Source organism: Aureibaculum koreense (genome assembly GCF_034296135.1).
In the GTDB taxonomy this organism is placed as follows: Bacteria; Bacteroidota; Bacteroidia; order Flavobacteriales; family Flavobacteriaceae; genus Aureibaculum.
The window spans coordinates 43,435-66,472 of the sequence record NZ_JAXKVV010000004.1 but is presented as its reverse complement, the minus strand read 5'-3'; the positions used below and the strand labels follow the sequence as shown (position 1 = coordinate 66,472).

Genomic DNA, 23,038 nt, shown 5'->3' with positions numbered 1-23,038 from the left:
TAAGCATAATTATGGCAGAAGACAAAGAAAAAACAGCAAAATTAAAGTCGTTACAATTAACTTTAGATAAATTAGATAAAACTTACGGAAAAGGCTCGGTAATGCGTTTGGGCGATGATGTTACTGAAGATGTTGATGCTATTCCATCAGGTTCTTTAGGATTGGATATCGCATTGGGCGTTGGCGGCTACCCCAGAGGTAGGGTTATAGAAATTTACGGACCAGAATCTTCTGGTAAAACGACGTTAACATTGCACGCTATTGCTGAAGCACAAAAAGCTGGTGGTATTGCAGCATTTATAGATGCAGAACATGCCTTTGACCGGTTTTATGCTCAGAATTTAGGTGTTGATATTGATAATTTAATTATCTCTCAACCAGATCATGGTGAACAAGCCTTGGAAATTGCCGATAATTTAATCCGTTCTGGAGCCATAGATATTGTTGTAATTGACTCTGTTGCTGCATTAACCCCTAAAAGCGAAATTGAAGGTGAAATGGGCGATTCTAAAATGGGCTTGCATGCTCGTTTAATGTCTCAAGCCCTACGTAAACTTACTGGCACTATCAGTAAAACAAAATGTACAGTTATATTTATCAACCAATTACGTGAAAAAATTGGCGTAATGTTTGGCAACCCTGAAACCACTACAGGCGGTAATGCTTTAAAATTTTATGCCTCTGTTCGTTTAGATATAAGAAGAAGAACTCAGATTAAGGATGGCGATAAAGTAGTAGGTAACAGTACTAAAGTAAAAGTGGTCAAAAATAAAGTCGCCCCACCTTTTATGCAGGCAGAATTTGATATTATGTACGGAGAAGGTATTTCTAAAGTTGGCGAAATATTGGATATTGGTGTTGAATTGGGTATCGTTAAAAAAAGTGGTTCTTGGTTTAGTTATGGAGACACTAAATTGGGTCAAGGTAGAGATGCGGTAAAATCACTCATTAAAGATAATCCTGATTTAGCGGAAGAGCTCGAAGCTAAAATTCTTGCAGAGATCAATAAGGATTAATTACATAAAAAGCATAAAAAAAGCGGACATTTGAATTTGTCCGCTTTTTTTGTTCAATAATCAAAAATTACAAAGGTTTATCCTTTGTTTACATTTTTTATATAATGCTCCAAAGCCATTGTCATTGATGGTGTTTCTTTACTCGGAGCTGTAATATCTATACGTAAACCAGCTTCTTCGGCGGCTTTGATAGTAGTATTTCCAAAAACAGCTATTCTGGTTTCGTTCTGCTTAAAGTCGGGAAAATTATGAAACAACGATTCTATACCCGATGGGCTGAAAAACACCAAAACATCGTAATAGACATTCTTTAAATCGGATAAATCACTCGTTACGGTTTTGTAAAGTATAGCCCTTTCCCATTTAACGTCAAGTTCATTCAACAATTCTGGAACTATTGGTTTTAACTTGTCCGACGAAGGCAATAGAAAAGATTCTGTTTTGTGTTTTTTGATCTGTTTCAACAAATCCTGAAAAGTACGTTCACCCACATAAATTTTACGCTTTCTATAAACAACATATTTCTGCAAATAGTAGGCTACAGCTTCAGATTGACAAAAATATTTCATGTCATCAGGTACTGTAAAACGCATTTCTTCTGCTAATCTAAAGTAATTATTAATTGCATTTCTACTGGTAAAAATAACAGCGGTAAATTTAGAAAAATCAATTTTCTGATTTCTCACCTCACGTGCAGGTACACCTTCCACATGAATAAAGGATCTGAAATCAATCTTTACTTTTTGCTTGTCAGATAAGTCAAAATATGGGGATTGTTTGGTGCTAGGAGCTGGTTGAGAAACTAAAATGGTTTTTACTTTCATCTGAGTTATTGAGTTTTTATTGTTCATCCCGAATAGTCGAGAGGCATGCCTGAACTTTAAATCGAAACTTAAATATCTTCGAGGCGTTACATAAATACTTTCTTTATTCTAAAAATGCTCTTAAATAATAAGGATTTTGGTCATTATTATAAAAGGAGCAATTTCGAGCGTGCAAAGATACAAAATAAAATAAAACGATTTTCCAAAAACTAAAGATTGGTTGTTTTTGATCAATAATATGTAATAATATAAAAAGAGTAATACCGCTACAATCAACAAAAAATAGGTATAGATATCTGATTCAAAATAAAAATGAACAGCAATCAATGGTAACATAATTAAGCTATAATTGCTCAAATAAGTTGTTTTTAAAAAGGTAAAATACTTTTGAACCCGCTCTTTTTCAAATAATACGCCCAAAAGTACACCTGCCACAACGCGTAATCCTATAAAAAAACATACAACCAAAATAATTTTTAGGTAAAACAGAAAATCAAAAGAGGCTACCTTAGGTTCAAATAAATGGATGGCTATAAATAATAGAAAAGAAATAACAATAATATAAACCGATAAAAAAATGATATTGAATGAGTTGAAAAGTAAAGGGTTGGCTTTAGAATAACTATTAATATACGTATTGTTTACCAACAGATTTTTTAATTTGTAATACCTGTCGCTCGACTTTAACCTATTTAAAATCAATAAAGTAACCGAAATTAAAAGCATGATTGTAATCCAATCTTTAGAAATTACAACACGCTCTATTGCTTCGTTCATGGCTTAAAATTAGTAACACAAAATTAGTAATATTTTATTAAGGATATTTCTAATGATTAAGTACTTTCAAAAAAACGAATAGAATGAATTAGATGCAAGGCATATTTTTTTGGAATAGTCGCAGTTATTGCAAAAAAATACAATGCGGTCAGATAGTTTATTCTCTTTGGCCTATTTAAAATTTAACTATATTTTAAGTACTTAAATTTTTGATGTAATTTAATTATAAGAAATATCTTCTACCTTTGCGGATTAAATGATTTAGATGTCAGACGCATTAGTTATTATACCCACATTTAACGAAAAAGAAAATATAGAGAATATCATTAAGGCTATATTTTCCCTTCCAAAGGCATTTGATATATTGGTGGTTGACGATAATTCTCCGGATGCTACCGCTTCTATTGTAGAAGACTTGCAATTACAGTTTCCGAATAGATTGCTTTTAGAAAAGAGAAAAGATAAAACCGGCCTTGGAACTGCATATATACATGGTTTTAAATGGGCCTTGGCTAAAAAGTACGATTATATTATCGAAATGGATGCGGATTTTTCACATGACCCCAAAGATCTTATTCGACTCTACCGAGCATGTTATGATTACGGTGCTGATGTTTCTATCGGTTCACGTTATTCAAAAGGGGTAAATGTGGTTAATTGGCCTATGAACAGGGTTTTAATGTCCTATTTTGCCACTAAATATGTACGATTTATCACAAGGATTCCCATACACGATACCACAGCAGGCTTTGTCTGTTATAAACGCAAAGTGCTAGAAACCATAAATTTAGATAAAATCAAATTTGTGGGTTATGCGTTTCAAATTGAAATGAAATTTAAAGCCTGGAAACACGGTTTTAACATTAAGGAAGTTTCCGTTATTTTTACGGATAGGGCATTGGGCAAATCGAAAATGGACAGTTCCATAATTGGCGAAGCGATTTTTGGAGTAATAAAAATGAGGATGAAAGGGTTGCCTAAGTGAGTTGGCAGTCCCGATAGTTATCGGGATCGGTCAGTAGTAAATCATCCCGATTTTATTCGGGGTTTTGTTGACCTACAAGGTCTCCAAGACCTTGTAGGTCTGAACGAACGACGCAATAAATTTTAGAGGATGTAAAATTATTAAAAAGAAAATTAGTTATGAATAATGATTTTTGGAAGTCGGGAGTCAAGAATAAAAATTAGTTAAAAATGAACAGAACGCTAATAAAAAATGTGAAAATTATTAACGAGGGCGAAATTACCCTTGGTGACATCTTGATTGAAGATCAACTGATTGCAGAGGTCGGTACAATTGATACTATTTCCGCAAATACAAAAATTATAGATGGTTTGGGCAAATATGTAATGCCCGGTGTTATTGATGATCAAGTGCATTTTAGAGAGCCAGGCTTAGTTCATAAAGCAACTATTGCTACTGAAAGTAAAGCGGCTGTTGCAGGAGGTATAACCTCATTTATAGAAATGCCCAATACCGTACCACAAGCTACAACACAAACTTTATTACAGAATAAATTTGATATTGCTGCAAGAACTTCGTATGCCAATTATTCTTTTATGTTTGGTGGTACCAATGATAATTTAGAAGAATTGTTAAAAACAGATCCTAATAAAGTGGCAGCGATTAAGCTGTTTTTAGGTTCATCAACAGGCAATATGTTGGTAGATGATGAAAAAGTACTTGAAAAAATATTCTCTTCAACCAAAATGCTGATTGCCGTACATTGTGAGGATGAAATTACCATCCAAGATAACTTAGCCAGTGCAAAAACCATATATGGTGATAATATCCCCATGGATTTCCACCCAAAAATAAGGAGTGAAGAGGCTTGTTATATTTCATCTTCCAAGGCCGTTGCTTTAGCTCAAAAAACAGGGGCGAGATTACATGTTTTTCATCTTTCAACAGCACGGGAAACAGTTTTGTTCAGAAATGATATTCCGTTAGAAGAAAAACAGATTACTGCTGAGGTTTGTGTACATCATCTGTGGTTTGACGATTCGTACTACAAAACTAAAGGAACATTGATTAAATGGAATCCGGCCATTAAAACCAAAGAAGATAAAAAAGGACTTTGGAAGGCCTTGTTGACCGATAAAATAGATGTCATTGCCACAGACCACGCTCCACATACGCTGGAAGAAAAATCACAAGTTTACACCAAAGCACCAAGCGGTGGCCCATTGGTACAACACGGATTATTGGCGATGTTAGAATCCACACGTCATGGAATTCTATCTTTGGAGAAGTTGGTTGAAAAAATGTGTCATAATCCAGCAATTTTATTTCAAATAGAAAAAAGAGGGTATATCAGAAAAGGTTATTTTGCGGATTTGGTTTTGGTAGATTTAGAGTCATCACAAACCATCACAAAAGAAGGAATTTTATACAAATGTGGTTGGTCACCGTTCGAAGGCACAACTTTTAATTCCGAAATTACACATACGTTCGTAAACGGAAACTTGGTATATAACCGAGGAAAGTTTGACAATGATAGTAGAGGTATGCAATTGACTTTTAATCGAAAAAATAATGGAGATTAGAAAATAGAACAGAGAAAACAGATAAAAACAGGGTAAAAAGTCTATTCTCTTTTCTCTATGTTCCATGTTCCAATTTTGTTAACATTACATAAAATGAAACAACTAATATATATACTCATAACTATCACGTTTGCAGCATCCTGTACCAGCAAGACTATTTATAAGAAACCAGATAATTTAATAGAGCAAGATAAAATGGTAGATATCTGGACCGACATTTATATTGCAAGAGGAGCCAGGTCCGTAAAAACGAAAGATTTAAGAAAAAACATCAATTATTTACCCTTGGTTTTTGAAAAACATAAAATAGACAGTGTCCAATTTAGCGAAAGTAATTTCTATTATACTTCAAAAGTAGATGATTATCAGAAAATGTTCGAAGAGGTTAAAAAAAGATTGGAAACCCAAAAAGAAATTTACCAGCCAAAAACGGAATTGGACTCAATAATTGAGCAATCAATGGAGGATGTTGAATAGAAGTCTCTTTCGATAGTTATCGGGTTTAGCCCTCTCCACAAGCGAGTGAGTTTTAATACTCTATCGTTAATAGAAGTTGCGATAATTTCCCCTGAGGGGAAATGCCCAAAGGGCAAAGGGGCTTTAAACTCCTTTGTCTTTTATGTAATTTTTACAAACAGTTTTTATAGTATCATCTAAAGGAATAAACTCGTAATCAAGGGCTTCACTTATTTTTTTGTTGGAATAATTATAAGTGTTATGAGCCGATTTGGACGATTGTTTAGTAATTATCGCTGTTCTGCCAGAAAACTTGCTGAGCACCCAATTAATACGCCATCCGATACCGCTTAAAAGCTTTGTAACCTTTATTGAGGGCCGTTTTTTACCTAAAGCATCTGCAATGGCAAAGAAAACATTCTTAAACGATTCATTTTCGCTGACCAATATGTAACGTTCGTTTTTTATGGAGCTGTCCATCAGTTGAATCATAATAGTTGCGACGTCCCTAACATCCACAAAACCGGTAATTCCCTCGGTATAAAACGGAAACCCCTTATAGGTTTTATCAAATAATTTACCTGAACCTGATTGCCAAAATCCTGAACCTAAAATTACCCCAGGATTTACAATAACTACATCCACACCCTCTTGGCCCGCACGCCATACTTCTAATTCCGCTCCGTGTTTTGTTATGGCATACCCATAATTATTATCGGCTACATTCCATTCGTTCTCTTCGTTTATGCTTGCCATGCCGGCAAGTAGGTCTTTTCCCGATAAAGGTTTGCCAACCGCGGCAACAGAACTGACAAAACAAAGCTTTTCAACATTATTTTCAATACATAGATTTACAATATTTGCAGTGCCCTCAATATTTATTTTTCGCATTTTCCTGTAGTCTTTACTACTAAATGAGATCATTGCTGCACTATGATAAACCTTGCTTATCCCGATAAAAGCATTGGTTAGAGCGGGAATATCATTAATATCTGCTTCAACCCACGTTATGGAGCTGAAAAGCTGTTTAAAATCAGATGAATAGTAGGAGAATACATTTTTAACAGCATCTAAATCGCTATTTTTTCTATGGATTGCCACAATTTTTTCGCCCTGTTTTGACAAAACGAACAACAAATGCGAACCCACCAAACCAGTACCTCCAGTAACTAAAATCATGCCCCTAAATTAGCTAATAATTGGCACTTGATAGCGTATAATTTTTCTTTTTAGCAGTAGGCAAAAACTCCTCCCCTTATTTTCAAGGGGAGGTGCCCAAATGAGATTTTAAATTATGGAGAAATATTGTGGGCGGAGGGGTTTTTTTACTTCTGTCTTCGGCCTTCCAGCTTCGGACTTTTCCCTATCTTTGCCCAAAATTTTACAATTATGACTAATAATTTCGTTGAGGAATTACGTTGGAGAGGCTTATTGCATGATGTTATGCCAGGTACGGAAGATCAATTGAATAAAGAAACGACATCAGCCTATATCGGATTTGACCCAACAGCAGATTCTTTACATATTGGTGGTTTGGTGCCAGTAATAATTTTAAAACATTTTCAAAATTTTGGACATAAACCTATTGCTTTGGTTGGAGGAGCAACGGGAATGATTGGCGACCCTTCAGGAAAATCGAACGAACGGAACTTATTGGACGAAGCTACATTAACCAAAAATGTAAATGGAATTAAAGCTCAACTGTCAAAGTTTTTAGATTTTACATCTGGTGCTGAAAATGCTGCTGAACTGGTCAATAACTATGACTGGATGAAAGATTTGTCTTTTTTAGATTTTGCCAGAGATATCGGTAAACATATTACCGTAAATTACATGATGGCGAAAGATTCGGTAAAAAATAGACTGAATCCCGAAGCCAAAGAAGGGATGAGTTTTACCGAGTTTACGTACCAACTTATTCAAGGATACGATTTTCTGCATTTATATAAAGAGAAAGACTGTTTACTACAAATGGGCGGATCTGATCAATGGGGTAATATTACTACAGGAACAGAACTCATTCGTCGTAAAGTGCAAGGAAAGGCATATGCGATTACCTGTACCTTAATTACCAAAGCCGATGGTACCAAATTCGGAAAATCGGAAGGTGGAAATGTTTGGTTAGATGCTGAACGCACTTCTCCTTATAAATTTTACCAGTATTGGTTAAACGCTTCGGATGAAGATGCTGAAAAGTATATTAAAATATTTACTTTTTTAGACAAACCCACCATTGATGAAATTATAAAAGAACACAAGCATCATCCTCATATGCGAATTTTGCAAAAAACCATTGCAAATGAAGTTACCATGATGGTACACTCTAAAGAAGCGTTGGAAAACGCCATAAAGGCATCGAATATACTGTTCGGAAAGTCAACCTCTGCAGATTTAAAAAGTTTGGATGAAAAAACCTTTTTAGATGTTTTTGAAGGCGTACCACAAGCTGAAATTGCTAAAACCGACTTTGAAAATGGTATTGATATTATTGCTGCACTCAATGAAAAATCAGGATTTTTAAAATCGAATAGTGAAGCTAGAAGGGCGTTAAAAGAGAATTCTATTTCAGTCAATAAAGAAAAGATTGATGAAAATTATAATCTTTCTGTTGCTGATTTAATTGCAGATAAGTTTGTGTTGTTACAGAGAGGGAAAAAGAATTATTTTTTGTTGAGGGTGGTGTAGGTTGAGAAAAATGCATAAAAGTTATGGCAATTTCATTCAAACTCTTTCATTATTCGTCTTCTTGAGGAATTGGTTCGCCATTCATGAATGCCTCAAATGCACCAATTGGGGCAAAATCTATATTAATGTTTGAATAATTATCTTTTTTTCTCCATAAACGGACAGAATCTGTTCCTTTTTTGTGTAACCATTCTAGAGTAACTAATTTTCTTTCTTTTAAACCTAATACATCTACTAATAACCATTGCCCCAATGCTGACTGTCCGTATCTTTTCCCGTTCTCATCAAATTCGGTATTACTGCCCGATTGTAAACCCTTCATATTGCTTTGCGTAACTAAAGAAGGAATTTTTTTACCGTTAGGTAGTTGTAAATAAAAACGGATTTCAGGTTTATTTTTTTTATTCCCTAAAAAATTTTCTTTTTCTTTTTCAAAGTCGAATATGTTTTTTACAAAAAAATTAGGATATTTTTTGTGAAACTGCCGTGGTATAGGAATGTATACTTCATTTAATGGTCTAGGAGTATTACTGTTTTTAGTTTTAGATGCTGCGTTCCAAGCATTTAAACCTGACTTTTCTTCGACTTCTTTGGTTCTGTATGAATATAAGGGTAAATATACTTCAATAATATCTTCTTCAATTTCTTCTGGATTATCAATTATTGTCAGGTAAGCCTCTAGTAGAAAGGAAAAAGGGTCTTCAATGATTTTTACGTCAAACGTTTTTAGTAATAGGCTTTCGTATTTAGCTGAGTCAAATTTTTGCCATATTTGTGAATCCCCAAAAGTATATTTATAATCCTTATTACCATCAGACCAACTTAAAGCTGTTTTGGTTTCTTTGAAATCATTTAAATTTTTGAGATTTATTAAAGGATAGGCACATTCGTTAATTGTAAAACGACCTTTGTCTCGTGTAACATAATGATAAATATTATTTGATTCTATTAAACCAAGTCGCTCGTAGTCACTTAACATTTTTTCATTTCTAATTTCTGAAATTTTATATGCTAAGCCCTCTTTGTCATTACGGAATTCATTTATTTCATCCTGATAGCGTTTAAGTTGCATCACTTTTTGGTATGACGGTTTACTCCCCATCCATGTTTTCAAACCTATTCCAACCCTTACATTTCCAAAAACTGATAAAATATCATGAGGTGTATTTCCTATATCTACATTTTTACCTTTAAATGATTTTGCAAATATCGTTTCTTGATATTTTGAATCAAGATAAGGGATTAAATCTCCTTTTTTTTGTCGAAATAAGTTCGTTAAAGAACCATAAACTTGTAAAAACTTGACGTATTCATCCCTTTGTTCAATTGAGTACTTCTCCCATACACCCATATCAAATGACTTTTATGATTTCTTTGCTAATTCTTTCAACTAAAGTCGTAGTAACTGAATTCCCAGCTTGCATGTAAAGTTTACTATTTGCAAGGTTGGGCAATACATAATTTTTTGGATATCCTTGAAACAAAAAACATTCTTTGGGGCTTAATTTTCTAATACCATAGTTATCTCTTATTAATGGCACATTGTGTCCTCCAGTACCCATATTTGCAGTTAGGGTAGGACAAACATTACTTTTGTTTTCTCTTACATAAACTCTACGCCATTGATAAATAGTATCTTTAGAAAGCATATTTTTATCTAATTCTTTATAATATGCATGAGTTTTTTTGTAATAAAGTTTTTCATCCTGTTTCTCTTTTTCTAAAATATCATGTATTGTTTTGGTTAATTTAACTTTCGCAGGAAATTTAAAATTAGCGAAATTAGTAACTTGGTGGGGGTCAAATGCTACAATAAATATTCTTTCCCTATTCTGAGGAATATTTGCGTGGGTCATTGAGTTTAAAACTTTTGAATAAACTTTATAACCTAATTTTTTCTCTAGTACTGAAACTATAGTTTTAAAAGTATTTCCTTTATCGTGAGAAACTAAATTTTTTACATTTTCTAAAAAAACGACTTTTGGCCTATGCTTTTCAATAATTTGCTCAATATCAAAAAATAATGTTCCTCTGGTGTCAGCAAAACCTTTTCGATATCCTGCAATTGAAAATGCTTGACAAGGAAAACCAGCACATAGGACATCAAAATTTTGTGGAATAAAATCTTTGACTCTTTCTTTTGTTATATCTCCAAAAGGGATTTCCCCAAAATTTTCTCTGTAGGTTTTTTTAGCACTTTTTTCCCACTCGCTTGTAAAAACACATTTTCCACCAACATTTTGTAATGCCAATCTAAAACCTCCAATACCTGCAAACAAATCAATGAATTTAAAAGTGTAATTTTTAGGCGTAGGAAACGGAACATTTTCAACTTCAAAAAGTAATTGTTGCAATGCGTCCTCTGAGGCGATTGAACTTTTCTCTACATTCTGTTTGTATTCAACAAAAAGACTTAAAACCTTTTCACCAATATTTTTATAGTGTTTTGATACTCCATTTTTATAATTGTGCAAATAATGAGTTAAAATAGCCTTGTCATTGGGTTCAATAACTTTGATTTGATAGTTTTTGCCATCAAATTCTTCTATACTAATTTTCTCTTTTGTGGAATTCAATTTGATGATAGTATTAATTGTAACAAACTTACAATTTTTATTTTATTTTCAAACATTTTAGGAATTATGGAATGCAATAGCATTTCAAAAAAACTAAACTTACTCCCCAACCCTCCTTAAATCCAAATCCTGAAAATCATAGCTAAAATCAATATTTGGCGAAATTCCTTTCATTTTTATGGCAATGGCTTTTCCATTTTCATCCAACGTAAACATCGCCAACGCATCTGCTGGCATATCTTGGTAATCCCATTTAATGGCAAAAGTATTGGCTTGGTAAAAGTGCATTTTACCTGTAAGTTTAGGCGATCGTAAAGATGTAAACCAAAGTTTATTGTCTTTCTCAAAAATCTTGATGTTACCGAACCAATTGTCTTTATAAGTACCTACGAAGTTGGAGTTATTAACGTGATTGGATTTTGCATTAGCAACTGTTTCCCAAACGGCTTTGGTAATGGAATCACTTTCCGTATTATTTTTTTGAAGCCTATCTGATACCTCTGTTATCCAATCTTTCTTTTCAACGCCTAAATAAGCATCCATAATTGTATTGGGAACGGTCCAAAAACCATAACCTCCAGAGTCAGTATTGGTAAGTACCACAATACCCAATTTTAGTTCAGGAATAAGAATGGTTCTTGACAGCATTCCCGGTAAACCGCCGGTATGCTCTACCACTACATAACCAGCTTTATCATTAAGTCGCCAACCCAACCCATACGCATTAAAATGTGTTTTGTAAGGTGGTTCTGGCACTACGTTGAATCCAATATTTGTATGCGGCTTCCAAAGCTCGGCATGGTTTTTTTTGGAAATGAGTTGTTTTTCATCATCTTTACCATAGGCACCGTTGTTTAGGTTCATGATAAGCCATTTGCTTAAATCGTTAACGCTTGCATAGATGCCACCTGCTGCCCCTAAAGATTCGTCGTTTTTTGTATAATGTTTGAGCTGTTTGAGTTTACCGTTTTCCGTTGCGTGTGGAAAAGCGACGTTGCTTTTGTCTTTTAAACGTTGGTAAACACCAACAGATTTTTGCATACCCAAAGGTTTCATTATTCTAGTTTCTACAAATTCTGCCCAAGGCATTCCACTAACCCTAGCCACCACTTCACCTGCCACAACATAGAGCAGGTTATCATAATCGTATTTTGTTCTAAAAGCTGAAACTGGTTTTTGATATTGAAAACTGTTTAATACATCTTTAACGGTAAAGTCTGAACCATCGGGGAAAAACATTAAATCACCCGCTCCGAGTCCGAGACCGCTTCTGTGCGTTAATAAATCTTGGATATTAAAATTTTCCGTTACATACGGATCGTACATTTTAAATTCGGGAATATAATCTACAACCTTATCTAACCAGTTCAGTTTGCCTTCATCAACCAACATACCTAATGCCGTTGTTGTAAAAGCTTTAGAATTGGATGCAATGGCGAACAAAGTGTTTTCATCAACTTTCTGATTATTGTTAGCAGAACTAACGCCATATCCCTTCATGTGGACTATTTTATTGTCTTTTACAACGGCAACAGCAATCCCTGCATTCGGCATTACGGACATTGCTTTATTAACAATTGAGTCTATTTGTGTTGAAGAATAGCTTTGGCTAAAAAGTGGTTGTGAGATTACTAAATAGACAATTGATAGGGTTAGGAAAATTGTTTTTTTCATGGCTATAAATAGTTGAATTACACACACGAAGCTAGTTTAAAATTTATTGCGAAGCAAATGAATAAAATACTAGGCGGTATTATTATGAATTTAAATTATTGAATTTCAGTTAATTATTAAAATAAAAACTAAGTAAATCCAACTGCCCAGTATTTACGGGCTTTTAAGACTTTATCACATTTAAAGTAGGAATTTCACCCTCAAAATTGTTCTATAAATGTAATAGGAATTTAAAATAAGTGGAAAATGACACAAGAAATAAAACGTAAACTGACCCGACAAAAATTAATAGACAAAGGTTATGAGTTAATTAATACCTATGGGTATCATTCAATAAGTATTGACAACATAATAAAAGAAGTGAGTTTAACCAAAGGTGCTTTTTATTATCATTTTGAAAATAAGCATCATTTTGTGGAGGCTATTATTCAAGAAAAAGTGAGCAAGGAAATTCATAGTGATTTTATTGAACCGCTTTCTGAACGTGGAAATCCGATATTTATACTTGGCGATTTATTGCAAGAGAGATTGATCAACGATAAATCGTTACACCTTAATTTAGGCAGTCCTTTAATCAATTTCATTGTCGATTTAAGCCATGAAGCAAATGACTATGATTTGCAATTGCAATTGAAAGACATTATGAACGAATGGAAAGTTGCTTTGATTAATTTTCTATACAGAGGCATTGACGATGGATATTTAAACCGTCATATCAATACCGAACCTGCGGCAGAGTTTATCATTAGTTCTTTAGAAGGCGTTAGAACCATGAAAAGAATTACCAACGACAAAAGTATATTTTACAATTATATAGAACAGTTTAAGAATTATTTGGATACTTTAAAGACAACCGAATCAGATAGCGGTGTTAGACGGTATCAGTTGGTCAGTTAATAGCTCCCCGATAGCTCTATCGGGACTAGCCTCTTATTAGGGGAGGAAACTATCACGTGTAAATTGTTTTCATAGCGGTTGAACTCCTCTATATTTAATTAAAACTACATGAAAACACCCCTAAAGTCCCCTCACCGCGTGTCGCTAAAGCTTTAGTGGAGGCACAAGGGGACAATACTCACAGCGAAAACCCCAAAAGTCATTTAAAAACCCCAAAAATTGTTAATCAATTTTAACTTCGTACCTTTTTTCCTCGTACTTCGTACCTAAACCAACAAATTACACCCTCTAACATCAGAATGGTCAAACCTGCCAAGCACTTCAAAACTTCCGTCTTTATAGACTTTTCCTAAATCTTGTGTAGCTATAAATGAACAGGAATTAACATTAGCCAAATCAATAACATTAATACCACCGGTTTTCTTGTTGGATAATAGTTGTAACGGATCTTCGGTGTCTCTTATTAAAACTTTCATCCAAGGCGGTGTGTTAAAAATACCGTTTCCTTTGGAATAGGCTTGGCTTAATAATTCGGTCATTCCATATTCAGAATGAATTTGGTCAACTCCAAAACCGTTTTTTAGAATATCGTGCAATTCATTTCTAATCAATTCTTTACGACGACCTTTCATACCGCCAGTTTCCATAACAATGGTGTTTTTTAGGTTGAAAGTATAGTTTTCAACCAAATCCAACAAAGCAAAAGAAACACCAATTAGCAAAACCTTTTCTCCCTTTTCATCCAAATCATTTAAGGTTTCATTTAATGCTGATAAATTGTCCAAATAGAATCCGCTTTTAGTTTTTTTTGACCGTTTTATCAAGTCATCAACCATATAAATCAACGAAGAACCATCACGTTCCAAATAGGAGGGAAGTAGGGCCAAAACTGTATAGTTTTCAATATTTCCATAAAAATGTTCAAAACCACTTAAGTAGCTTTTTTCATACAAAGAAATATCGGTTACTTGATGTTTACTCGTGGTAGTTCCTGTGGTACCTGAACTGGTAAATATTTGTTGAACAGCATACGTTGAGGAAATTATGCTGTGTGATTTGAAAAACTGAATGGGCAAAAACGGAATTTCTTCAATGGACCTTACATCGCTAGAATACATATTCAACAACGTACAAAATGCACGATATACCTTATTGTTTTTAAATTGATGATTAAAAACAGATAAAGCGAGAGCGGTAAAATCCTCTTGAGATTGGATGTTAAAAATTTTATTTTGATCCATAAAGTTCTGACAAAATTAAGCAACCTTTTTCTATAGTAATCATCTTGGTATAAAATTAAAACAATCAAACAATGAATAGACGCCATTTATTTTCTTTAATTTTTCTAACCTTGGTATTATTTTCGTGCGAATCGGAAACTGACGAGCCATTGCCCGATTTTAATTCCATAGCTAAAAGTGGAGAAATTGTAGAGTCCAATAACAAATTTGCTTTTGATCTCTTTAAACAGGTTGCAAATGAAGAAACTAAGGCAAATTTTATGATTTCGCCAGTAAGTGCATCGTTGGCTTTGGGTATGGTCTATAACGGAGCCGAAAACGAAACAAAAAGTGCATTTAATACTGTTTTTAATTACGGCGATGCTTCTTTAGAGGAAGTTAATTTGGTAAATCAAAATATAATTGATCAGTTGACGGACAATAGCTCTGGATCTACATTTAATATTGCCAATTCTTTGTGGATTGAAAACAATTTTCCCGTAAAGGATAATTTTGTCGATTTAAACAAGCAATTTTATGATGCAAAAGTTGAGAGTTTAGATTTTAAAGACCCTAAATCTGTTGATATTATCAATAATTGGGTTGCCGATAAAACCCAACAGAAAATACCTACTATTATTGATGCTATTGACCCTGGAATGGTTTTATTCGCTATAAATGCTCTGTACTTTAAAAGCGATTGGAAATATACTTTTAAGGAAGAAAACACGCACAAACAACCATTTTATCCTGAAAATGGAACAGCAGCAGATGTGGACATGATGAATATGGAACAGGATTTATCTTTTTTGTCCAATGATCTATTTTCATCGGTTATTTTACCATATAAAAATGACAAATACAAAATGATGTTGTTTATACCAAATGAAGGAAAAAATGTTTCAGATATCAGTGCAAAAATGGATCAAGAGAGCTGGGATAGTTGGCTCGGTCAATATTATGAGGCCGGAGTTTCTCTAAGTATGCCAAAATTTACTTTTGATTATGAAACAATGTTAAACGATGCCCTTAAAAATTTAGGATTGGGCGTAGCTTTTACTGATGCCGCAGATTTTAGCGGATTAAGCGATAGACCCACCAAAATTTCTTTTGTAAAACAAAAAACCTTTATAGAAGTAAACGAAAAGGGTACAGAAGCGGCAGCCGTAACTGCAGTTGGTATTGAAACCACATCTGCTGGACAAAACATACAATTAATGTTAAATAGACCTTTTCTGTTCTTAATTACCGAAAAAAACACAAACTCTATTTGTTTTATTGGCAAAGTAGGTCTGCCCGAATACGAATAAGCTTAAATTTACGCAACCTTAATGCAAACCATACATCTTTAGCATAAGTAATAAAAAAAAAATTAGTATTATGATTAAAAAAATTTTAATAATCTTTTTGGTCGCTGTTACGTCGGTTTCATGTAAGCTAGGTGACGATAACGATCAAAATCTTGTTTTAAAATCATTACCGATTAAGGAAGCGGTTGTACCCGCAGAGTTTGAATTTGGTATGTCTTACACCATAAAAGTAGAATATGATCTACCTGATGGCTGCCATAGTTTTTATGATTTATATTATAAACAAGAAGGTACATCAAGAATTGTTGCAATAACTGCAATTGTAGATACAAAAGCTGCTTGTACGGAGGCAATTATTCCAAAAGAACATGAATTTGTGGTAAATGTAGCACAACAACAAGATTATACTTTCAGATTTTGGAAAGGAGAAGATAACGACGGTAACGATATTTTTGAAGATGTTGTTGTACCGGTAATAAATTAACCAATTTGAATAATGAGTTTAAAAGAGCTCATAAATAGCTGTAAGCAAAATGATATTAAAGCCCAGTCTCAAATTTACCAGCTATATGCTGGTAAATTGTTTGGGTTGTGCCTGAAATATTCTAAAAATTACCAAGAAGCCCAAGACAATTTACACGAAGGATTTATTACCATTTTTAATAAAATTGAACAATACCAGTTCAAAGGTTCTTTTGAAGGATGGTTAAAAAGAATAATTATTAACACGGCGTTACAGACTTATAGAAAAAAAAATGTGTTAAGCCTAGTTAATGAAGAAATACCGGATGTTGAGGTTGAAGTAGAAATAGAGGATGACGAAATATCGTTAGATTTTTTACTAAAACTGATACAAGAGTTACCGGAAAGGTATCAAATGGTGTTTAATTTGTATGTATTGGACGGTTATCCGCACAAGGAAATTGCCAAAATGCTGAATATTTCCGAGGGTACATCAAAATCAAATTTATCAAGAGCTAGGGTAATATTAAGAAATAAAATAGAAGCCGATCAACTAAACAAAAACGAAGCACTTTAACAATGAGTGACAATAAGAACATAGACAGATTATTTCAAGAAAAATTCAAAGATTATGAAGTTTTTCCTGATCCCAATGTATGGAAAGGCATTGAGAGCGAACTTACGAAAAAGAAGAAGAGAAGAATTATACCGCTGTGGTTGCGTTTAGCTGGTGCAGCGGCAATTCTGTTGCTTTTAATTCCTGCCGGATATTGGTATTTCGCCAATAATAATAACACAAAACCAGCTATTCCTGACACAAACATTATTACCGACACAGATAAAAATGATGAGTTGACAAAAGAAAATCAATCTTCTGATGATGAGAAAACAAAAGACTCTGAAAAGGATGATGATTCTGATAATTTGAACCAGAAACAAAACGATAAAACCTTTATTACTACAACCCAGCAACCGAACCAAAAGAATTCGAGCAATAAAAAGGACAATGTTATTGAGGAAAATATAAAAATCAATGAGATAGTTGAAAATAATGAAGGAATAGCATCTCAACAAAAACCGGTTGAACAACAAGAAAATAAAGCTGAAAATCAACTTAAAATTTTAGAGCGGCAACAAAATGTTGAAGAAACTAAAGTTGCTATCTCAGAAAAAGCAGAAGATAAAAACGCTAAAAAAACGGATTTAATAGAGGAACTGAAAAAGCAAAACACAGAAGATAAAATTACGAATATAAACGATAAAAAATGGTCAATTGGTTCCACTATTGGTCCCGTTTATCTGAATACTTCAAGTAAAGGTTCGCCTATTGACCCTTCTTTGGCAAATAATACCAAAACCGGTAATAATTCAATTTCTTACGGTTTAAAGGTAAATTATAAAATTTCTGATAAATTCAGTTTGCAGTCTGGTATTCAGAATGTTGATTTAGGCTACGCTACCGAAAATGTTTCGGTAATTGCTTCCTCTGCTTTGTTAGATAATTCTAAAACGAATATCAATTCGGATATGGGGGCAACATTGCAAGTTTCGTCAACGGCTGCTCAAAATTCGGAAACTTTTAGCCAACGTTCTCCATTTGATAGTAACGGAAGTCTAGACCAGTCTTTTAGTTATGTTGAGGTGCCTTTAGAAGCAAAATATGCTATTGTTCAAAAAAAATTAGGTGTAAATGTAGTGGGCGGGTTTAGTACGTATTTTTTATACGATAATGATGTCTCCATTACCTCTTTTGGTAAAAAAACCTCTCTGGGCGAAGCATCTAACCTTAACGATTTAAACTTTAGTGGAAACGTCGGGCTTGATGTAAATTACAATCTCAGTCCGAATTTATACATAAACGCATCACCCATGCTTAAATATCAATTGAATACTTTTTCTGAAAATTCAGGTGGATTCAAACCCTATTTCTTTGGTGTTTACGCGGGGTTAAATTTTAGGTTTTAGTTGGTTAATTTATATTTGGTTGGTTGCCAAATATAGCTTTAAAGTCGAGCTTTTTGCTCGACTTTTTTGTTTGTTCGGCTGAAAAGCAGGATCTTTCATTTTTTCTTGTAATAGTTATTATTAATCTTGATTAAAACTTTGTGAAACCACCTTTTTAATATTCTTTTCCATAATTTATATTTCGTAAATTAGCTGTTAAATAGATAATAGTAAAATGATAGCAATAGCAAAAGATTTTGGTATAAAAGAAGCCTTTGAAAAATTGGGCGTAAAAGACATAAATGACGGAACTTCAACAGGTTCAAATAACTTTAGTAATGGTGATTTTATAGAGTCGTATTCTCCAGTAGATGGACAATTGATTGGCAAAGTTAAAACGACCACGGCTGACGATTATGAAAAAGTTATGGAAGCCGCAACTGATGCCTTTAAATCTTGGCGTACAAAACCAGCACCACAACGTGGTGAAATTGTTAGACAATTTGGTGATAAATTAAGGGAGAAAAAAGAGGCTTTGGGCAAATTAGTTTCTTATGAAATGGGCAAAAGCTACCAAGAAGGGCTGGGCGAAGTTCAGGAAATGATAGATATATGCGATTTCGCTGTGGGTTTATCACGACAATTACATGGTTTTACCATGCATAGTGAGCGTCCCGGACATAGAATGTATGATCAATATCATCCTTTGGGTGTTGTGGGTATTATTTCCGCATTCAACTTTCCCGTTGCCGTTTGGGCTTGGAACACAGCGTTAGCATGGGTTTGTGGCGATGTTTGTGTATGGAAACCATCTGAAAAAGCACCTTTGTGTGGCATTGCTTGTCAAAATATAGCCGCTGAGGTTTTTAAAGCTAATGATTTACCAGAAGGAATATGTAACTTAATAAACGGTGATTATAAGGTAGGCGAGTTTATGACGATAGATAAACGTGTGCCTTTAATTTCGGCAACAGGTTCTACCCGAATGGGAAAAATCGTAGCTCAAGAAGTGGCTAAAAGATTAGGTAGGTCTTTATTGGAATTAGGAGGAAACAATGCTATTATCGTTACACCAGATGCAGATATTAAAATGACGGTTATTGGAGCTGTATTTGGAGCTGTGGGCACCGCTGGACAACGTTGTACCTCCACAAGAAGACTTGTTATCCACGAAAGTGTGTACGATAAAGTTAAAAATGCTATTGTAGATGCTTATAAACAACTGCGAATCGGCAATCCGTTGGACGAAAACAACCATGTTGGGCCATTAATTGATAAAGATGCGGTTGAGATGTACCAACAAGCCCTAAAAAAGGTGGTTGAAGAAGGTGGAAAACTGGTCATTGAAGGCGGTGTACTTTCCGGCGAAGGTTATGAAAGTGGTTGTTATGTAAAACCTGCCATTGCCGAAGCAAAACCTCATTTTGAAATCGTGCAACATGAAACTTTTGCACCTGTTTTGTATTTATTAAAGTATTCAGGAGGTGTTGAAAATGCCATAGAAATTCAAAATGAAGTGGCTCAAGGATTGTCTTCTGCTATTATGACCAATAACTTACGCGAAGCCGAACGGTTTTTATCACATGCTGGTTCAGATTGCGGTATTGCCAATGTAAATATTGGCACCTCTGGTGCCGAAATAGGTGGTGCTTTTGGTGGTGAAAAAGAAACGGGGGGCGGACGCGAATCGGGTTCTGATGCGTGGAAAGTCTATATGAGACGACAGACCAATACAATTAATTACACGGAAGACTTGCCTTTGGCACAAGGGATAAAATTCGACTTGTAACAAAAAAAGCCTTGTTTCAGTGCCGATTTTTTCGGGAGAAACAAGGCCTATCTCAAATTGGAAAATAGTAGTACAAACTTCATTCATTTAGAAAAACCAGTCAAGGGGAAAAACCCTAGAATTGAAAGGGGATTTTTCCTAACTAAAGTGTCTTTTTAACAATTGTACTACTTGCCTGTGCAGTGCAAAACACGAGTAGATCAGCAATATTAACATGTGGAGGTCTCGAAATTGCGAAATAAATAATTTCCGCAACATCTTCTGCTTGTAAGGCTTTATAACCTTTATAAACGGTATCTGCAACAGCATCTCCTTTAAAACGTACCTGAGAAAATTCTGTTTCTACCAATCCTGGGTTAATAGCTCCGACTTTAATCCCATAGGGGTTCAAGTCAATCCGCATACCTTCTGTAATCGCTAAAACGGCGTGCTTACTGCCACAATAAACATTTCCTTTAGGATAAACCTCTTTGCCTGCCGATGAACCAATATTAATAATATGTCCACTTTCCCGTTCAACCATTTGTGGAATAATAGCTTTGCTGACGTAAAGTAATCCTTTTACATTGATGTCCATCATTGCATCCCAATCTTCTAAGCTACCATCATGGATTGGATCTAACCCATGTGCGTTTCCCGCATTATTTATGAGTATATCTATACGCTTAAAATCCTCTGGAAGCGAATTTATGGCCTCAGAAACTGCTTTTTTGTCAGATACGTCAAAATTAAGGGTACAAACTTCGGTTTTTTGCTCCAACTCTTCTTGTATGGTTTTCAAACGTTCTTTACGTCTTCCACAAAGAACTAACTTTATGTTGTTTTTGGCGAGTTCATGGGCGGTCGCTAACCCTATTCCACTTGTTGCTCCCGTAATAAATGCTGTTTTGTTCATGCTTTAAAATTAAGCAAATCCTAAGTTTTTTAGAATATTTATTGCCAAAATTCGTTTCTATATGGAAGCGGTTTTATACTTTTAGTGCCTATTTTGGTATGAAATTTGTCTTATGTGGTATGATAAAATTATAAAAATCAACTAGTTAATAAATAAATTATGAAAAAAAAATTACTTTATATATTAGGTTTAACGATTTTAGTGGGCTTTATGAGCTTTACACTGCAAGAAGACCGTTGGAAAGCCCCTGAAGGAGCTAAAGATCTTAAAAACCCTGTTAGTTCAGCTGATAAAGCGGAATCTATCAAAAGAGGAGCAAAAATCTTTAAGACCCGTTGTATGATTTGTCATGGTACAGAAGGTAAAGGCGATGGTATTGGTGGAAAAGCATTGAGCCCCAAGCCACAAAACTTAACTTCCAGCATGGTACAATCACAAGCCGATGGTGAAATTTTTTGGAAAGTTACCAATGGTAGAAACGATATGATTAAATGGGGACCTATCCTTACGGAAGAACAACGTTGGGATGTTGTTAATTATGTGAGAACATTGAAATAGGAATTCTGAATATGTTCGTCATGCTGAACCTATCTGCCGACGGGCAGGCTCGTTTCAGCATCACATTACCTCGGTATTATAGAATGTGACCCTGAACAAGCTCAGGGTGACATTGATTTTAATTGCGAACATTCAGCCCAATTCTACTGACTATACCTTAACTTACGTAAAACCCTTAAGGCATCCTTTAATTTTATATAAGCGGTTTTGTCTGGCAATCTTCGTAAATAGGACCTTGCCAACTCCAACCTGTCCTTAGCATCTTTAAATCCGTTTAAGGAGCATATTAAGTAGGTAGTAGGTATTTGTTCTAAATCTACTTTGTTGTTTTTCGATAAAGGAATGCCTTTTTCTAATTTTTCTAAAATGGCGTTGTTATTATTGTATATATGCCTTAAAACTACAGAATCAAAGGTTGGAGGATTAAAAAGGATTTCACTGGCAATATCGTAAGTGCCGTTTTCTTTAAAGTTTATGATCGTTTTTTCTAACGGATAATAAGTTTGGTCATTTTCAAAGCCCAATTGGATATATTCCGTAATAATAAATGATTGTTTGTTATAATCAATTTCCACCTCGTCAAACGCAGAATAAAACAACCTAATTTGTTCATTTACTAGTTCAATGTCAACTCTAGAATAAAGTGTTTTGCCCTCTAACTCTTTTTTAATGCCCGCCCAGCACAACACAAAATGATCTTTAAAAACAATATAAGCAGGATTTAACTCCTGTTGATGGTCGTTTATAAAATCAAAAACACCGTCTAAAGTTAATTTTATGTTGTTGGTAGCATTTTTTTCAATAGCCTCAACAATGGCTTTATTCGTATTTTTTAATGCTACTTCTTTTACAGCGATGGAATTGCTTCCTTGCCTCAGAAAAATACTTTTTTTGGAATATTTCCAAATGCCTTTTTTAAGTGAAGTAATTTTTTTTAAGGGATTAATGGTTACCAAACCCACAACTTTATGACGGGGCAATTTCGGAAAAGCTATATTCTCATATTGTATTTTGGGCGGATTGTTAAAATAGGCGTTAACTAGGTTTTGAATTTTACTGTCGTCATAAAAATCTACACCAATAATTTTATTGCTCTCATCTTCAATACCAATCACTATGTACGAATTATTTTGTGGATTGGAATTGGACAAGGCACAAACATGCTTTAAAAACTTGGCTTTTCCTTCTTTTGAGCCTAAGTTTAATTGTATTTTTTTATCATAAAAACTATTCTCGTCATTATAAGCGAGTAGGTTTTTGATTAAAAGACGTTTGTTGAGCATTGTTTAGATATGAGACCTTAGACCCGTCTGCCGACAGGCAGGCTTGTGATTTTAGACAAGTAGACTTAAGAATTAAGACAAAAAAAAATACATTTTTTAGACCTTAAAGTTAAAAAAATAATTTG

General features: G+C 34.2%; 21 protein-coding genes. 12 read left to right on the top strand and 9 right to left on the bottom strand.

The window, feature by feature from the left end; genetic code table 11:
- Positions 1–11 precede the first annotated feature (11 nt).
- Complete coding sequence (recA, locus tag UMM65_RS05390; protein WP_321975463.1) at positions 12–1,016, top strand: recombinase RecA; 1,005 nt, start codon at positions 12–14, stop codon at positions 1,014–1,016.
- Between the two features lie 77 nt (positions 1,017–1,093).
- Here the strand turns inward: recA and UMM65_RS05385 are convergent, their stop codons facing one another.
- Entirely contained in the window at positions 1,094–1,840 is a 747-nt protein-coding gene (locus UMM65_RS05385) for a uroporphyrinogen-III synthase (protein WP_321975462.1), read from the bottom strand.
- Positions 1,841–1,960: 120 nt separating this feature from the next.
- Positions 1,961–2,617 carry a DUF4271 domain-containing protein gene (locus UMM65_RS05380; protein ID WP_321975461.1) on the bottom strand — a complete coding sequence of 219 codons (657 nt, stop codon included), beginning with the start codon at positions 2,615–2,617 and terminating at the stop codon, positions 1,961–1,963.
- 265 nt (positions 2,618–2,882) lie between these two features.
- On the opposite strand from UMM65_RS05380, the gene UMM65_RS05375 reads away from it, so the two are divergent.
- From UMM65_RS05375 to UMM65_RS05365, 3 genes are all read left to right on the top strand, one after another.
- Positions 2,883–3,602, top strand: coding sequence for a polyprenol monophosphomannose synthase (locus UMM65_RS05375; RefSeq protein WP_321975460.1), 720 nt, complete (start codon positions 2,883–2,885; stop codon positions 3,600–3,602).
- Positions 3,603–3,811: 209 nt separating this feature from the next.
- Complete coding sequence (locus UMM65_RS05370) at positions 3,812–5,164, top strand: dihydroorotase (RefSeq protein WP_321975459.1); 1,353 nt, start codon at positions 3,812–3,814, stop codon at positions 5,162–5,164.
- A 93-nt stretch (positions 5,165–5,257) separates the two neighbouring features.
- On the top strand, positions 5,258–5,641 hold the full coding sequence (locus UMM65_RS05365; protein ID WP_321975458.1) for a DUF4296 domain-containing protein: 384 nt from the start codon (positions 5,258–5,260) through the stop codon (positions 5,639–5,641).
- Positions 5,642–5,764: 123 nt separating this feature from the next.
- Here the strand turns inward: UMM65_RS05365 and UMM65_RS05360 are convergent, their stop codons facing one another.
- Positions 5,765–6,799: an NAD-dependent epimerase/dehydratase family protein gene (locus tag UMM65_RS05360; protein ID WP_321975457.1), complete on the bottom strand. Its 1,035-nt coding sequence runs from the start codon at positions 6,797–6,799 to the stop codon at positions 5,765–5,767.
- Between the two features lie 210 nt (positions 6,800–7,009).
- On the opposite strand from UMM65_RS05360, the gene tyrS reads away from it, so the two are divergent.
- The gene (gene tyrS, locus UMM65_RS05355; RefSeq protein ID WP_321975456.1) at positions 7,010–8,305 is read left to right on the top strand and encodes a tyrosine--tRNA ligase; all 1,296 of its coding nucleotides are present in this window, start codon (positions 7,010–7,012) and stop codon (positions 8,303–8,305) included.
- Between the two features lie 49 nt (positions 8,306–8,354).
- Here the strand turns inward: tyrS and UMM65_RS05350 are convergent, their stop codons facing one another.
- The 3 genes from UMM65_RS05350 to UMM65_RS05340 form a co-directional block, all read right to left on the bottom strand.
- Positions 8,355–9,656 carry a phospholipase D-like domain-containing protein gene (locus UMM65_RS05350; protein ID WP_321975455.1) on the bottom strand — a complete coding sequence of 434 codons (1,302 nt, stop codon included), beginning with the start codon at positions 9,654–9,656 and terminating at the stop codon, positions 8,355–8,357.
- A gap of 1 nt (position 9,657) precedes the next feature.
- Positions 9,658–10,881, bottom strand: a complete 1,224-nt coding sequence (dcm, locus tag UMM65_RS05345; protein ID WP_321975454.1) for a DNA cytosine methyltransferase — start codon at positions 10,879–10,881, stop codon at positions 9,658–9,660.
- A 99-nt stretch (positions 10,882–10,980) separates the two neighbouring features.
- On the bottom strand, positions 10,981–12,555 hold the full coding sequence (locus UMM65_RS05340) for a serine hydrolase (RefSeq protein ID WP_321975453.1): 1,575 nt from the start codon (positions 12,553–12,555) through the stop codon (positions 10,981–10,983).
- Positions 12,556–12,801: 246 nt separating this feature from the next.
- Here UMM65_RS05340 and UMM65_RS05335 point away from each other — a divergent pair, with 246 nt between their 5' ends.
- Positions 12,802–13,452, top strand: coding sequence for a TetR/AcrR family transcriptional regulator (locus tag UMM65_RS05335; protein ID WP_321975452.1), 651 nt, complete (start codon positions 12,802–12,804; stop codon positions 13,450–13,452).
- Positions 13,453–13,718: 266 nt separating this feature from the next.
- On the opposite strand, the gene UMM65_RS05330 is transcribed toward UMM65_RS05335, so the two are convergent.
- On the bottom strand, positions 13,719–14,693 hold the full coding sequence (locus UMM65_RS05330; RefSeq protein WP_321975451.1) for a LuxE/PaaK family acyltransferase: 975 nt from the start codon (positions 14,691–14,693) through the stop codon (positions 13,719–13,721).
- A gap of 71 nt (positions 14,694–14,764) precedes the next feature.
- Between UMM65_RS05330 and UMM65_RS05325 the strand changes: the two genes are divergently transcribed.
- From UMM65_RS05325 to amaB, 5 genes are all read left to right on the top strand, one after another.
- Entirely contained in the window at positions 14,765–15,982 is a 1,218-nt protein-coding gene (locus tag UMM65_RS05325) for a serpin family protein (protein ID WP_321975450.1), read from the top strand.
- 70 nt (positions 15,983–16,052) lie between these two features.
- Entirely contained in the window at positions 16,053–16,466 is a 414-nt protein-coding gene (locus UMM65_RS05320) for a hypothetical protein (protein WP_321975449.1), read from the top strand.
- Positions 16,467–16,478: 12 nt separating this feature from the next.
- Positions 16,479–17,021, top strand: coding sequence for an RNA polymerase sigma factor (locus UMM65_RS05315; protein ID WP_321975448.1), 543 nt, complete (start codon positions 16,479–16,481; stop codon positions 17,019–17,021).
- Positions 17,022–17,023: 2 nt separating this feature from the next.
- Complete coding sequence (locus tag UMM65_RS05310; protein WP_321975447.1) at positions 17,024–18,409, top strand: outer membrane beta-barrel protein; 1,386 nt, start codon at positions 17,024–17,026, stop codon at positions 18,407–18,409.
- 214 nt (positions 18,410–18,623) lie between these two features.
- Positions 18,624–20,177, top strand: a complete 1,554-nt coding sequence (gene amaB, locus UMM65_RS05305; protein WP_321975446.1) for an L-piperidine-6-carboxylate dehydrogenase — start codon at positions 18,624–18,626, stop codon at positions 20,175–20,177.
- A 142-nt stretch (positions 20,178–20,319) separates the two neighbouring features.
- Here amaB and UMM65_RS05300 read toward each other — a convergent pair whose 3' ends face one another.
- Positions 20,320–21,072: an SDR family NAD(P)-dependent oxidoreductase gene (locus tag UMM65_RS05300; protein WP_321975445.1), complete on the bottom strand. Its 753-nt coding sequence runs from the start codon at positions 21,070–21,072 to the stop codon at positions 20,320–20,322.
- Between the two features lie 159 nt (positions 21,073–21,231).
- On the opposite strand from UMM65_RS05300, the gene UMM65_RS05295 reads away from it, so the two are divergent.
- Positions 21,232–21,630 (top strand): c-type cytochrome, encoded by a 399-nt coding sequence (locus tag UMM65_RS05295; RefSeq protein WP_321975444.1) that lies wholly within the window; start codon positions 21,232–21,234, stop codon positions 21,628–21,630.
- 143 nt (positions 21,631–21,773) lie between these two features.
- Here UMM65_RS05295 and UMM65_RS05290 read toward each other — a convergent pair whose 3' ends face one another.
- A complete protein-coding gene (locus UMM65_RS05290; RefSeq protein WP_321975443.1) occupies positions 21,774–22,913 on the bottom strand; it encodes an ATP-binding protein in 1,140 nt (379 codons plus the stop codon).
- Positions 22,914–23,038: the final 125 nt, after the last annotated feature.

What these genes read in the sequence shown, in the direction of transcription:
- UMM65_RS05350 (WP_321975455.1), bottom strand. Translation starts at nt 9,656, where the DNA reads ATGGGTGTATGGGAGAAGTACTCAATTGAACAAAGGGATGAATACGTC.
- UMM65_RS05310 (WP_321975447.1), top strand. Translation starts at nt 17,024, where the DNA reads ATGAGTGACAATAAGAACATAGACAGATTATTTCAAGAAAAATTCAAA.
- recA (WP_321975463.1), top strand. Translation starts at nt 12, where the DNA reads ATGGCAGAAGACAAAGAAAAAACAGCAAAATTAAAGTCGTTACAATTA.
- UMM65_RS05330 (WP_321975451.1), bottom strand. Translation starts at nt 14,693, where the DNA reads ATGGATCAAAATAAAATTTTTAACATCCAATCTCAAGAGGATTTTACC.
- UMM65_RS05365 (WP_321975458.1), top strand. Translation starts at nt 5,258, where the DNA reads ATGAAACAACTAATATATATACTCATAACTATCACGTTTGCAGCATCC.
- UMM65_RS05380 (WP_321975461.1), bottom strand. Translation starts at nt 2,617, where the DNA reads ATGAACGAAGCAATAGAGCGTGTTGTAATTTCTAAAGATTGGATTACA.
- tyrS (WP_321975456.1), top strand. Translation starts at nt 7,010, where the DNA reads ATGACTAATAATTTCGTTGAGGAATTACGTTGGAGAGGCTTATTGCAT.
- UMM65_RS05325 (WP_321975450.1), top strand. Translation starts at nt 14,765, where the DNA reads ATGAATAGACGCCATTTATTTTCTTTAATTTTTCTAACCTTGGTATTA.
- UMM65_RS05370 (WP_321975459.1), top strand. Translation starts at nt 3,812, where the DNA reads ATGAACAGAACGCTAATAAAAAATGTGAAAATTATTAACGAGGGCGAA.
- UMM65_RS05320 (WP_321975449.1), top strand. Translation starts at nt 16,053, where the DNA reads ATGATTAAAAAAATTTTAATAATCTTTTTGGTCGCTGTTACGTCGGTT.
- UMM65_RS05295 (WP_321975444.1), top strand. Translation starts at nt 21,232, where the DNA reads ATGAAAAAAAAATTACTTTATATATTAGGTTTAACGATTTTAGTGGGC.
- UMM65_RS05340 (WP_321975453.1), bottom strand. Translation starts at nt 12,555, where the DNA reads ATGAAAAAAACAATTTTCCTAACCCTATCAATTGTCTATTTAGTAATC.
- UMM65_RS05290 (WP_321975443.1), bottom strand. Translation starts at nt 22,913, where the DNA reads ATGCTCAACAAACGTCTTTTAATCAAAAACCTACTCGCTTATAATGAC.
- UMM65_RS05335 (WP_321975452.1), top strand. Translation starts at nt 12,802, where the DNA reads ATGACACAAGAAATAAAACGTAAACTGACCCGACAAAAATTAATAGAC.
- UMM65_RS05300 (WP_321975445.1), bottom strand. Translation starts at nt 21,072, where the DNA reads ATGAACAAAACAGCATTTATTACGGGAGCAACAAGTGGAATAGGGTTA.
- UMM65_RS05315 (WP_321975448.1), top strand. Translation starts at nt 16,479, where the DNA reads ATGAGTTTAAAAGAGCTCATAAATAGCTGTAAGCAAAATGATATTAAA.
- UMM65_RS05385 (WP_321975462.1), bottom strand. Translation starts at nt 1,840, where the DNA reads ATGAAAGTAAAAACCATTTTAGTTTCTCAACCAGCTCCTAGCACCAAA.
- UMM65_RS05360 (WP_321975457.1), bottom strand. Translation starts at nt 6,799, where the DNA reads ATGATTTTAGTTACTGGAGGTACTGGTTTGGTGGGTTCGCATTTGTTG.
- amaB (WP_321975446.1), top strand. Translation starts at nt 18,624, where the DNA reads ATGATAGCAATAGCAAAAGATTTTGGTATAAAAGAAGCCTTTGAAAAA.
- UMM65_RS05375 (WP_321975460.1), top strand. Translation starts at nt 2,883, where the DNA reads ATGTCAGACGCATTAGTTATTATACCCACATTTAACGAAAAAGAAAAT.